At 66.3% G+C, this 12,678-nt stretch carries 10 protein-coding genes; all 10 read right to left on the bottom strand.

What is annotated here, in order from left to right; translation table 11 throughout:
* Window positions 1-65 precede the first annotated feature (65 nt).
* The 10 genes from ftsZ to murD all read right to left on the bottom strand — a co-directional run bounded on the left by ftsZ (window position 66) and on the right by murD (window position 12,677).
* On the bottom strand, window positions 66-1,865 hold the full coding sequence (gene ftsZ, locus RAD10_RS12850) for a cell division protein FtsZ (protein ID WP_461617764.1): 1,800 nt from the start codon (window positions 1,863-1,865) through the stop codon (window positions 66-68).
* A gap of 87 nt (window positions 1,866-1,952) precedes the next feature.
* Window positions 1,953-3,275, bottom strand: a complete 1,323-nt coding sequence (gene ftsA, locus RAD10_RS12845) for a cell division protein FtsA (RefSeq protein WP_461617763.1) — start codon at window positions 3,273-3,275, stop codon at window positions 1,953-1,955.
* Complete coding sequence (locus tag RAD10_RS12840) at window positions 3,272-4,294, bottom strand: cell division protein FtsQ/DivIB (protein WP_461617762.1); 1,023 nt, start codon at window positions 4,292-4,294, stop codon at window positions 3,272-3,274. The genes ftsA and RAD10_RS12840 overlap by 4 nt, the downstream gene beginning before the upstream one ends.
* A gap of 349 nt (window positions 4,295-4,643) precedes the next feature.
* Window positions 4,644-5,630 carry a D-alanine--D-alanine ligase family protein gene (locus RAD10_RS12835; protein WP_461617899.1) on the bottom strand — a complete coding sequence of 329 codons (987 nt, stop codon included), beginning with the start codon at window positions 5,628-5,630 and terminating at the stop codon, window positions 4,644-4,646.
* A 132-nt stretch (window positions 5,631-5,762) separates the two neighbouring features.
* A complete protein-coding gene (murB, locus tag RAD10_RS12830) occupies window positions 5,763-6,680 on the bottom strand; it encodes a UDP-N-acetylmuramate dehydrogenase (protein ID WP_461617761.1) in 918 nt (305 codons plus the stop codon).
* Between the two features lie 4 nt (window positions 6,681-6,684).
* On the bottom strand, window positions 6,685-8,088 hold the full coding sequence (murC, locus tag RAD10_RS12825) for a UDP-N-acetylmuramate--L-alanine ligase (protein ID WP_461617760.1): 1,404 nt from the start codon (window positions 8,086-8,088) through the stop codon (window positions 6,685-6,687).
* Window positions 8,089-8,212: 124 nt separating this feature from the next.
* Window positions 8,213-9,313: an undecaprenyldiphospho-muramoylpentapeptide beta-N-acetylglucosaminyltransferase gene (gene murG, locus RAD10_RS12820; RefSeq protein WP_461617759.1), complete on the bottom strand. Its 1,101-nt coding sequence runs from the start codon at window positions 9,311-9,313 to the stop codon at window positions 8,213-8,215.
* A gap of 181 nt (window positions 9,314-9,494) precedes the next feature.
* Window positions 9,495-10,646: a putative lipid II flippase FtsW gene (gene ftsW / locus RAD10_RS12815; RefSeq protein ID WP_018318676.1), complete on the bottom strand. Its 1,152-nt coding sequence runs from the start codon at window positions 10,644-10,646 to the stop codon at window positions 9,495-9,497.
* 223 nt (window positions 10,647-10,869) lie between these two features.
* On the bottom strand, window positions 10,870-11,274 hold the full coding sequence (locus RAD10_RS12810; RefSeq protein ID WP_461617758.1) for a hypothetical protein: 405 nt from the start codon (window positions 11,272-11,274) through the stop codon (window positions 10,870-10,872).
* Between the two features lie 2 nt (window positions 11,275-11,276).
* Window positions 11,277-12,677: a UDP-N-acetylmuramoyl-L-alanine--D-glutamate ligase gene (gene murD / locus RAD10_RS12805; RefSeq protein WP_461617757.1), complete on the bottom strand. Its 1,401-nt coding sequence runs from the start codon at window positions 12,675-12,677 to the stop codon at window positions 11,277-11,279.
* Between the last annotated feature and the right edge of the window lies 1 nt (window position 12,678).

Here is a 12,678-nt window from a genome sequence, read left to right as displayed (position 1 = left end):
AAAAGGAAAGGTCCCGGCAAGCTTGTTGCCGGGACCTTTTTTCGTCTGCCTTATTGTAACAATCCTCAGGTCGCCTGCCGCCGCAGGAACGCCGGGATATCAAGATGGTCGTCACCCTGTGGCGCCGGCGCAACAGGCGCCGGACGGCCGTGCATGTCCAGCCCTTGCGGCGCGGGACGACGGGCATACTCCGATACCGGCTCGCTCGATGCGATCTGCTGCGCCACCGTCTTCTGCTGCCGACGCTCGGGCAGCGGCGGCATCGCGGGACCGGCGGTGCGGGCCGCGACCGGCGGCTCGCTTTCCTCGTCGCGACGGCCGAGGCCGACATTGGCGAGGCGCTGCAGCAGCGACAGGCGGGTCTTCTGCGGGGTCTCCTCCTCGACCTCGCCGCGGGCCTGGCGAATCTCGGCCTGGGCCGGCATCGGCAGCTCATCGAGGCGCGGCATCCGCGGCGCACGGGCCGGCGCACGCTCGGCCTGCGGCGGAATGAAGTTTTCCGGCGTCATTGGCTCCTGCATCGCGACCGGGGCCATGTCGGGCTCTGGAAACAGCGTCGGCTTCTGCGCGATCGGGCGAACGGTGACGTCGCCATAGGTCTGCATCGGCGCGGGCGCCTGCGGGACCTCCGCAACGGCGGCGGCGATGGCGGCGAGCGCGGCGCGCTCGACATTCGGACGGGGCGCCATCGGCGCGGCAGCGACCGGGGCTGCGGCCGGAATCTGGCCTTCCAGCTTCTGGGCGCGCTCAGCCATACGCTGATTGTCGGCGCGGAGCCGCGCGGTCAGGTCGGCAAGACGGCTCTCGGCGGCGACGGCCGGAGCTGCGGGAGCCTGCTGCGCCTGCGGCGCCGCGTTCGCAACCGGAGCGGAGGTCGCCTGGCTGTTGCGGGCGATCGCGGCCTGCTCGATGCCGGTTGCAACGACCGAGACGCGGATCAGGCCGTCGAGGGCTTCGTCGAAGGTGGCGCCGACGATGATGTTGGCGTCCTGGTCGACTTCCTCGCGGATACGGGTCGCGGCTTCGTCGACCTCGAACAGGGTGAGATCCTTGCCGCCGGTGATGGAGATGAGGAGGCCCTTGGCGCCCTTCATCGAGCTATCGTCGATCAGCGGGTTGGCGATCGCGGCTTCGGCGGCAGTCAGCGCGCGCTTGTCGCCGGAGGCTTCGCCGGTGCCCATCATCGCCTTGCCCATCTCACGCATGACGGCGCGGACGTCGGCGAAGTCGAGGTTGATCAGGCCTTCCTTGACCATCAGGTCGGTGATGCAGGCAACGCCCGAGTAGAGCACCTGGTCGGCCATCGCGAAGGCGTCGGCGAAGGTGGTCTTCTCGTTGGCGACCCGGAACAGGTTCTGGTTCGGGATGATCAGGAGCGTATCCACGACCTTGTGAAGCTCGTTGATGCCGGCTTCGGCCGTGCGCATGCGGCGGCCGCCCTCGAAGTGGAAGGGCTTGGTCACGACGCCGACGGTGAGGATGCCCATGTCGCGCGCGGTCTTGGCGATCACGGGAGCTGCACCGGTACCGGTGCCGCCGCCCATGCCCGCGGTGACGAACACCATGTTGGCACCCGAGAGATGGTCGCGCAGCTCGTCGATCACCTCTTCCGCCGCCGCCGCGCCGACGTTCGGCTGCGAGCCGGCGCCGAGGCCTTGCGTGACCGCCGTGCCCATCTGCACGATGCGCTGCGCCTTCGACATCGTCAGCGCCTGCGCGTCGGTGTTGGCGACCACGAAGTCGACGCCCTGAAGGCCCGCCGTGATCATGTTGTTGACGGCGTTGCCACCGGCGCCGCCGACGCCGAACACGGTGATCCGGGGCTTCAACTCGTGAATATCAGGAACGTTGATGCTGATGGTCATGTTTGCCTCTCGATCACGTGCGCGTGGGTTCGCCCCGGCCGGCGGCCGCGGGAGTTGGTGAAAGTCGGGAATTGCGGAAAGGAATCATCAGAAGCCCTCGCGTAGCCATCGTCCGACCTTTCCGAAATAACCGCCGGTCCCTGTCTTGACCTGCTGCCGCGTATGCCGCGGTTCGACATGTTCGTGGTGAACATATTGCGGGTAGACGAGAAGTCCGGCCGGCACCGCGAACGCGGCGTTCTTCGCCTCGTTGGGCAGCCGGCCGAAGCCGAGCGGACGTCCGACCCGCACGGGCCGGCCGAGAATCTGGGTGCCGAGTTCGACGAGGCCGGTCAGCTGCGAGGCGCCGCCCGAGAGCACGACCCGGCCGTTGGGCTCTGAGGCGAAGGGCGAATCCTTCAGCTTGTCCCGAACCATTTCGAAGACTTCCTCGGCACGGTGCTTGACGATGTTGGCGATGGTGGCGCGGGAGACGATCTGCGGCAGATCCTGCTCGTCACCGGCTGTCGGCACAGACATCAGCTCACGCGAGTCCGATCCGCCGGTGATGACGGTCCCGTATAACGTCTTGATTCGCTCGGCATCGGCAATGGTCGCGGAGAGTCCGCGCGCCAGATCCATCGTGATGTGTTGCCCGCCGACCGCAAAACCCGCCGCATGAACGAAACGGCCGCCGGAATAGACCGCGATCGTGGTGGTGCCCGCGCCCATCTCGACGACGGCAGCTCCCAGATCGGCCTCGTCGTCGGTCAGCACCGACAGCCCGGCGACATATGGGCTCGCCGCCATGGCTTCGACATTGATGTGGCAGCGTTCGACCGCCAGCATCAGGTTCCGCGCCACGGTGGCGTCGCAGGTCACGACGTTCATGTCGACACCGAATTGATGGGCAACCATGCCGCGGGCGTCGCGGATGCCTTTGACGCCGTCGAGTGTGTAGCCGACCGGCAGCGCGTGCAGCACGGTGCGGCCTTCGCCGGTGGCGTGACGCATGCCGGTCGAGGTGACGCGGCTGACATCGGCCTGCGTCACCGCGCCACCACGGATATCTGCGGCGGCTTCGACCAGCTGGCCGGAAAGCCGGCCGCCGGAGACCGAGAGCAGCACGGACTCGACCCGCACCTTGGCCATTTTCTCCGCGAGCGCGACGGCCTGGCGCACGGCCTGCTCGCATTCGGTAAGGTCGATCACCGCGCCGGCCTTCATCCCGCGCGACTGGATCTGGCTGTAACCGATCAGTTCCACCGCATGGGTGCGGCCGCGCAGCGCCTCGCTCGGCGGCGACGGCTTCAGCCGCGCAATCATGCAGGCGATCTTGCTGGTGCCGATGTCGAGACAGGCGACGAGGCCGCCGCGCTTGTGCGGCATCGGGCGCGTCTTCGGCGTCTGGGTGCGATCAAGACCGGTCATGCGGAATCCCCGGCCTTCTTTTTCTTCTTGTCCTTGAACAGCTCCTCGCGCGCCTTGGCGGCGTCCTCGGACAGCTGCACCACCAGACGATCAGGCAGGCGCATGTCGATGGCGACGATGTCGCGCGAGAACAGCCTGTCCTCCTTGTCGAGCTTGGACAGCATCGCCAGCGCGTTGCCGACGTCCTGCTCGGGCAGACGGATATCGAGACCGTCCTTGAGCCTCAGGTTCCAGCGCCGCTCGCCGACGAAGATCGCGGCCTTGGTGATCGAGTTGACCTGCGGATAGCGCGCCAGCAGCGCGAGGAAATCGCGGGCCTGGGTCTCGGCGCCCTTGCCGACCACGAGCGGCAGCGACAGGAAGCGCCGAGAAACGTAGGGTTCGAGCACGGCGCCGTCATCGGCGATGACCGAGAGCCGGCCCGCCTCCTGCCACAGCGCGAATGCCTTGCGCTCGGTGAGCTCGATCATCAGCTGGCCCGGATAAAGCTTCAGCACGGTCGCATCGGCGATCCACGGATTGGCCTTGAGCTTGTCGCGCACCGCGTCAGCATCGAGGAACAGCAGCGAGGAACGGCCGCTGACGCCGCCAATGGCCAGGATCTCGTCCTGGGTGAGCTGCTTGCGGCCGTTGATCACGACGGAGGTGATGCGGAAGCCGGCGGAATTGGCCAGCGCGTTGCGGGCATCGCTGACCGCGGTGATGAAATCCTGGAGATGGCCGCCCTTGACGATGCCGAAACCGCAGCTGCCGATCAAAAGCAGCACGGTCATGCTGATCCCGACCCGGCGCGGCAGATAGCGCTCGATCAGCGCGACCACGCGCGGCGGCGGCTCACGCTCGACGATGGCCTTGGCCTTGATCTTGGCGGCAGCACGCGCGGCGTGAAGTCTTTCCTGCCGCTTGTCCTGCAGCCACTCGCGCAGAAGCACGACCGCTCCGACAGCGGCCGCTTTCAGGTCAGCTTGGGGCCTCAGCGATCTGAAAAGCGACCGGGTGAGGCTTCCTGCTCCATCCATTGCACGAGCTCGTCAACAGTTTGCCCGCGACATCGCGCGGATCCTGGCGAACATGACGTCTTCGACGTGCCGGGCCGGGTGCTGGTCTTCAGCAGAAGAAGCCTCTCCCCATCAAAGCGTTCGCTGGAGGTGACATCACCCCCGACAGCTCACGCGCCGGCAGCCAAAGCGCCATATGCGCCGCCAGCGTTAACCTTCGGACGTCCTGGTAAACAAAAGGTAAAGTTCGTTAACGTCCGGCGCATTTTGCCCCGCGATGTGAGGCATTTATGCCGCGATGTCCGGCATTTTACCGGTTTTGGACCCCAAACCGGCCCGTTTCGCCGATTCGGCCGTTAACCAGTCCTAATTATTTCCGCACGCGCCGCCCAGCGAGCTCCACCAGGCCGCGCAGGAAGTCGACGAATTCGATGCCCTCGGCTTTCAGCGCCTTGGGGTAGAGCGAGGACTTGGTCAGCCCGGGCAGCGTGTTGGTCTCGAGATAGATGAGGCCCTTGTCCGAGACGATGAAGTCCGACCGGGAATAGCCGGCGCAGGACATCGCGCGGTGCGCCGACATCGCCTGCGCCTTCAGCGCCGCGGTGATCTCGGGCGCGAAACGACCGGGGCAGATCTCCTGGGTCGACTTCAGGAGATATTTTGCAGCGTAATCGAAACTGCCCTCGCCCGGAATGATCTCGATCGGCGGCAGCGACATGATCGAACCATCAGTGCGCTCCAGCACGCCGCAGGTCGCCTCGATGCCGGCGATGTAGGGCTCGATGACGTACTCTTCGTGCTTCGCCGCATTGCGGACGGCGACGAGATCCTGCTTGGCATTGACGAAGATCAGGCCGTAGCTCGATCCGTCGCGCGCCGGCTTCGCGATCAGCTTGCCATATTCGGCGAAGGCCTCGTCGATGTCGTCGAGCGCAATGTTTGCCGGCGGCGTCACGCCACCGAGCGCGGCGAAATGCTTGGCCGCGATCTTGTCGAAGGCCAGATGCGAGGAGGCCGAGCCGGAGCCGGTGAAGGGTACGCCGCGCGCTTCGCACATCACCTGCAATTCGCCGTTCTCGGCGCGCCCGCCATGCAGGCCGAGCACCAGCACCCGATCCTCGGCCTTGGCCTGGTCGAGCGCCTGCGCAAGCGGGATGCCGCGCGTTCCGGGCAAGAACTCGTCCTCGAAGGGGCGCTCATGTTCGAGCAACTGCTTCGACTGGACGGTGTGTACCTTGTCCTCGACGTCCCACCACCACAGATCGGCCTCGGGCAATGCCTGATGCAGGGCCTGGGCCGAGGCGACCGAAACCAGGCGCTCGCGGTTGGAGCCGCCGAAGAGGATGGTGATGCGCATGGTCATAGCCTGCAATCTCTCCAGTTCGTCATTCCGGGGCGCGACGAAGTCGCGAGCCAGGAATCCATAACCACAGCCTGGGGTTATGGATTCCGGGCCTGCGCCTAACGGCGCATCCCGGAATGACAGGGATCATGAAACCCCGATCCGCTTGATTTCCCAGTGTAGCTCAATCCCGGAATTTGCCTTCACGCGTTCGCGCACGGTCTCGCCCAGCGTCTCGATGTCGTGCGCCGTGGCATCGCCCGTGTTGATCAGGAAATTGCAGTGCATCTCGGAGACCTGCGCGCCGCCGACGCGCAAACCGCGGCAGCCGGCGGCGTCGACCAGCTTCCAGGCGGAATGGCCGGGCGGATTCTTGAAGGTCGAGCCGCCGGTCTTTTCGCGGATCGGCTGCGCGGTCTCGCGATGGGTCTGTACCTCCGCCATGCGCGCGCGGATCGCTTCCGCGTCCCTGATCTCGCCGCGAAAGCGCGCGGAGGTGAAGATGATGGAGGGATCGAGGCCGCTGTTGCGGTAGACAAATTTCATGTCGGCGTTGGAGAAGACGTGCTTGGTGCCGTCGCGCGCCACACCTCGCGCCTCGATCAATACGTCCTTGGTCTCGCCGCCATTGGCGCCGGCATTCATGCGCAGCGCGCCGCCGATGGTGCCGGGAATGCCGAAGTAGAATTCGAGTCCGCCGATATTGGCCGACGCGGCAACCTCCGCCACGCGCTTGTCGAGCGCAGCAGCACCGGCAGTGACGACATCGCCGCTGGCGCTGGCCTCGCCGAAGGCGCGCGGCGCCAGCCGGATCACGACACCCGCAATGCCGCCGTCGCGCACGATCAGATTGGAGCCGACCCCGACGATATAGACGGGAACGTCGGGAGAAAGATGCGCGAGGAAGTAAGCGAGATCGTCCTCATCCGCCGGCGTGAACAGCACCTGGGCCGGGCCGCCGACGCGAAACCAGGTCAGCTCGGCCAGTGACTGATTGGCGAGCAGCCGACCGCGCAGCTCCGGCATCGCTGCTTTGAGATCGGGAGTGATATCGGGGAATCCCACTGCCCTACCCCAGCGCCTTCAGTTGGTCCGGCAGCGCATATGCCCATTGCGTGATGTTACCGGCGCCAAGGCACACGACGAGATCGCCGGACTTCGCCAATCCCTTGACGATGCCCGCGAGCTCTGGCGCGGCCGGCAGCGGGATCACCTCGCGGTGGCCGTGGGCGCGCAGGCCCGTGACGAAATGATCGCGGTCGATGCCGTCGATCGGCGCTTCGCCGGCAGCATAGACGTCGGCGACAACGACCGCATCGGCATCGTTGAAACAGGTGCAGAATTCCTCGAACAGCGATTGCAGGCGGGTGTAGCGATGCGGCTGCACCACGGCGATGATCTTGCCGTTGGTGGATTCCCGCGCCGCCTTCAGCACCGCCGCGATCTCGACGGGGTGATGGCCGTAATCGTCGATCACGGTGACGCCGTTCCATTCGCCGGTCTTGGTGAAACGGCGCTTGACGCCGCCGAAGCCGGCGATCGCCTTGCGGATCGCTTCGTCGGAGATGCCGAGCTCGCGCGCGACAGCAATCGCCGCCGTCGCATTGGAGGCGTTGTGGCGGCCCGGCATCGGCAGCATCAAATCCGGAATCTCGTGCACGGCGCCGGTCTTGCGATCGCGGAACGCGACCTTGAACTTCGATCCGCCGCCCATGGGGGTCAGATCGACGAGCCGCGCATCGGCCTGCGGATTCTCGCCATAAGTGATGATGCGGCGGTCCTCGATCTTGCCGACGAGGCTCTGCACCACGGGATGATCGATGCACATCACGGCAAAGCCGTAGAACGGCAGGTTCTCGACGAAATGACGGAAGGCGTCCTGCACGGCCTCGAACGTCTTGAAGTGATCGAGATGCTCGGGGTCGACATTGGTGACGATCGCGACATCGGTCGGCAGCTTCAGGAACGTGCCGTCGCTCTCGTCGGCTTCCACCACCATCCAGTCGCCCGCGCCAAGGCGCGCGTTGGAGCCATAGGCATTGATGATGCCGCCGTTGATCACAGTGGGATCGAGCCCGCCGGCATCGAGCAGCGTCGCGACCATCGTGGTCGTCGTGGTCTTGCCATGGGTGCCGGCGATCGCGACGCAGCTCTTCAGCCGCATCAGCTCGGCGAGCATCTCGGCGCGGCGCACCACGGGAATGCGGCGCTCGCGCGCCGCCATCAATTCCGGATTGTCGCGCTTGATCGCGGTGGACACGACCACGACCTCGGCACCGTCGACATTCTCGGCCTTGTGACCGACCGAGACTTTTGCGCCCTTCTTGCGGAGACGGTCGAGATTGTAATTGTCGGAGGCGTCCGAGCCCTGCACGGCATAGCCGAGATTGACCAGCACCTCGGCGATCCCGCTCATGCCGATCCCGCCGATCCCGACGAAGTGGATGGGTCCGATCTCGCGCGGCAGTCTCATGCTCTGTTCCCTGACCTCGCCGCCTTGCGGAGGCGGCATCTGGCGAAGGTCACGGCCAAATCAGCCGCGCGCCTTTCCTACTGGATGCCCCGCTTTAGAAGGCGAAGACAAGGGCTTTTTCGCGTCAGATTCCCGCGACTTTGACCACCAGATCGGCCAGTCGCTCGGCGGCGTCGAGCCGGCCGGCGCCGCGGGCGGCCTCGGCCATAGCGGCGAGGCGCGCGGGCTCGGCGGCGAAGGCGGAGATTTCGGATGCCAACCGGTCGGAGGTGAACTCGGTCTGTGGGATGCGGATCGCGCCGTCGACCTTGACCAGCACGCCGGCATTGGCGAACTGGTCCTGGTCGATCGAGCCGGGCAGCGGCACCAGGATCGAGGGCCGGCCGATCGCCGCGAGCTCGGCCACCGTGCCGGCGCCGGAGCGCGATACCACGAGATGATTGGAGGCAAGCCGTGCCGGCAAATCGGTGAAGAACGGCGCCAGCTCCACCTTGATCTTGAGCTTGTCATAGACCGCGCGCACACGCGCCATGTCCTCGTCCCGCACCTGCTGGGTCAGGATGAGCCGGCCCCACAGCGCAGGCTCGAGCCGCTCGATCGCACCGGGCACGATGTCGGCCATTATCCGCGCGCCCTGGCTGCCGCCGACGACGAGCAGCCGCAGCGGGCCGTTCACCTCGGGCGTGGCGTAAGGCACGGCAGCCGCGGCGAGCACCGCCGGGCGCATCGGCGTGCCGACCGTCGTGGTCTTGCCGGAGAGTGCCGGATCGCGGTCAAGCACGCCGGGCAGCGACGTCGCGATAGCGCGTACGCGGCTCGAGAGGAACCGGTTGGCGCGGCCGAGCACTGCGTTGGCGTCGTGGATGATGCCGGGTACGCCGGCGAATTTCGCAGCGACCAGCGGCGGCAGCGTCGGATAGCCGCCGAAGCCGACGACGGCGACCGGCTTCAAGCGCTTGATCAGGGCGTAGGCGGACAGCGTGCCGGCAGCGAGCGTGAGCCCGGCATAGGCGAGCTGGAGCGGATTGCGGCCGCGCGCGGTCTCGCTCGCGACAACGTCGATCATGTCCTTGGTGAACAGCCCGCTGTAACGGAGCGCGCGCTCGTCGGTGACGAGGCGGACGCGAAAGCCGCGCCGGATCAATTCGACGCCGAGTGCCTCGGCCGGAAACAGATGGCCGCCGGTGCCGCCTGCGGCGAGAAGAATCAGGGGGAAATTGTCCATGGTGGAAGGTTTTACAGGGACTTTTTCGCCATTGCGAGCGCGGCAACACAAGGTGTTCGCGCCGCGGGCGCAGCGCAGCGCGTCGCTCTGGGCGACGTGGTGCGCTGCTGAACCGGGGCCCAATGGTTGCGGCATGCTGTGTCCCGGCTCTGCGCTGCGCTTGTCCGGGACACGAGAGCGGCTAGGCGTAACTCCGCATCGCGTCGGCGTGGCCGCTGGCTTCGACCTCGGTGCGCGGGCGAAGCCGCGTCAGCGCCAGCATCATGCCGACGCCATAGGCGAGCGACACGATCGAGGAGCCGCCGTAGGAGATGAACGGCAGCGTCATGCCCTTGGCGGGGATCAGCTGCAGGTTCACCGACATGTTGATCGCGGCCTGCACGCCGAACAGGATGGCAAGTCCGGACGCGGCAAAGCGCGAGAACATGTCCTCATTGGCATAGGCGCGCGACAGCGTGCGGATGACGACGAAGGCGAACAGCGTCAGCATCGCCAGGCACAGGATGATGCCGAACTCTTCAGCGGCAACCGCGAACACGAAGTCGGTGTGACTGTCCGGCAGGCTGCGCTTGGCGATGCCCTCGCCCGGTCCGAGCCCGAACCAGCCGCCATTGTAGAAGGCTTCCATGGCGGTATCGACCTGGAACGTGTCGCCCGAGGCCGGGTTCATGAAGCGTTTGATGCGTCCGGCCACGTGAGGAACAAAGAGATAGGCGCTGAACAGGCCGGCCGCACCGAGACCCGCGAGGCCAAACACCCAGATCATCCGCATGCCCGCGATGAAGAACAGCGAGCCCCACACCATCAGGATCAGCATGGTCTGGCCGAAATCCGGCTCCATCACCAGCAGCGCGACCAGCATCATGAGCAGCACCAGCGCCATCGAGGTCGCCGGCATCTCCGGCCGCTTGGTCGATTCCGCGAACAGCCAGGCGGCGATCACGACGAACGACGGCTTTGCGATTTCGGAGGCCTGGATGTTGACGCCGAGCAGCGTGATCCAGCGCCGCGAGCCCTTCACCTCCGGGCCGATGGCGAGCGTGAGCACGATCAGGATGATGCTCGCCGCGAAGATGATCAGGGCCGAGCGGCGGATTGCGCGCGGCGACAGGAAGGACACCCCGAGCAGCACCAGGCAGGACGGCAGCAGGAACAGCACGTGACGACTGAAGAAATGGAAGGGATCGAGCCCGATGCGGGTCGCAACCGGCGGACTTGCCGCCAGCGACAGGATCACCCCGGTCAGCATCAGCGCCAGGATGGCGCCCATCAGCGGCTTGTCGACGGTCCACCACCACTCGGAAAAGGGGGTGCGTTCTTCACGGGAGAGCATGGGCGGCCGCTTTCGGACAGAGGTCCGTCCATTGGTCGCCGAGGTTGGTTACCGCAGGGTTAAGGAAGTGGATGAAGTTGTGCACAGTCTCGTGCCCCGGACGCAGCGCAGCGCGCCGCCTCTTCGCGGCGTGGTGCGCTGCAGAGCCGGGGCCCAGCGGCTCCTGGGTCCCGGCTCTGCGGAGCGTCACTTCGTGCCGCACCGCGTCCGGGACACGAGAGGCCTACTCGTAATTGATCGTGACATCCCCCACGCGTTGGTCGCGTTTGTAAATCTGGACTGTCCCCGAAATGGACCCGATCCTGACGGCATGCTCGCTACGCCAGGCAACGCTAACATCCTGGTGCTCGCGCACACTGAGAAAGGTCGGCGTGCTCTCAGGCGAGAACGTCCGGCCGCGCGCCACGATGCTGGCTTGCGTGCTGTCGGGTACCGTCGCTCCGCACGACTTCCAGACCACGACGACCAACTGGCTACCGCTTGGCGAGGCGAAGGCGCGCTGGCGAACGACGCGGCATGCACCGAATCCGCTCATGACATTATCGACGATAACAACGAAGACAAAACCCGCGACGACCGGAACAGCAAGAGCAGCGACGGCGATCCCGATCCAGCGTCGCCGCGACATCCTCACACCACCGGCTTCACGCCCGGCAGCGCCTGAACCAGGTCGCGGAACCTGGTGCCGCGGATCTCGAAATTGCGGTACTGGTCGAAGGAAGCGCAGGCCGGCGAGAGCAGCACGACCGCGTCGGCAAGAGCCGACGCTTCCGCATCGCGCGCGGCGTGCTCGACGGCAACGTCCAGCGTCTGGCTGATCTCGTGCGCAACCTCGCTGCCCAGCGTTCCCGAAAACTCCTGCGCGGCCTCCCCAATCAGATAGGCCTTGCGGATGCGTGGGAAGAAGCCGGTCAGGCCAGTGATGCCACCGGCCTTGGGCTTGCCGCCGGCGATCCAGAAGATGTCAGCGAAAGACGACAGCGCGTGCGCCGTGGCATCCGCATTGGTGCCCTTGGAATCGTTGACGAACAGCACGTTGCCGCGGCGGCCGACCTGCTCCATGCGGTGCGCAAGGCCTGGAAAGCTGCGCAGGCCATTCTGCAGCACGTCCTGGCGGATGCCCATCGCGAGCGCGGCGGCGGAGGCGCAGGCCGCGTTCTGCGCATTGTGCTGGCCGCGCAGCGAACCGATGCCGCCGAGCTTTGCGATCTCGCTGCGGGCGCCGCCCGCGGTGCGCACGATATTGCCGTGCTCGACATGAATGCCTGAAGCCAGCGGGTTCTTGACGGAGATCCGCACCACGGTCTTGCCGGCGCGGTCGAGCCGATCGGCGATGTCGCGGCAGAAGCCGTCATCGACGCCGACGATCGCGGTGCCGCCGGCCTGCACGCCGGCAACCAAACGCTCCTTCACCGCGGCGTAGTGCGCGATGGTGCCGTGGCGATCGATGTGGTCCTCGCTGACATTGAGCAGGATGCCGACGGAGGGATCGAGCGAGGGCGTGAGGTCGATCTGGTAGGACGACATCTCGATGACGTGGACGCGGCCCATGCGCGGCGGCTCCAGCGACAGGATCGCGGTGCCGATATTGCCGCCCATCTGGGTGTCGTAGCCGGCGACTTTCGTCAGATGCGCAATCAGCGCCGTCGTGGTCGACTTGCCATTGGTGCCGGTGATGGCGACGAACGGCGCATCCGGCGCATGGCGCCGCCGCTCACGGCAGAACAGCTCGATGTCGCCGATTACCTCGCAACCTGCCTCGCGCGCCTTCAGCACGCTCCAGTGCGGCACCGGATGAGTCAGCGGCACGCCGGGCGCGAGCACGAGCGCGGCAAAATTCGCCCAGGACACGTTGCGCAAATCGGCGGTGATGAAGCCGGCCTGCGCGGCCTTGGCTACGTTGTCCGCATTGTCGTCGGCGGCGATCACCTCGGCGCCGCCGGCCTTCAAGGCGTGGCAGGAGGCAAGCCCCGAGCCGCCGAGGCCGAACACCGCGACGGTCTTGCCGGCGAAGGATGTGACCGGGATCATC

This window comes from Bradyrhizobium sp. 23AC (genome assembly GCF_054863025.1).
The sequence above is the reverse complement of the archived record's forward strand: the minus strand, read 5'-3'. Positions and strand labels throughout refer to the sequence as shown.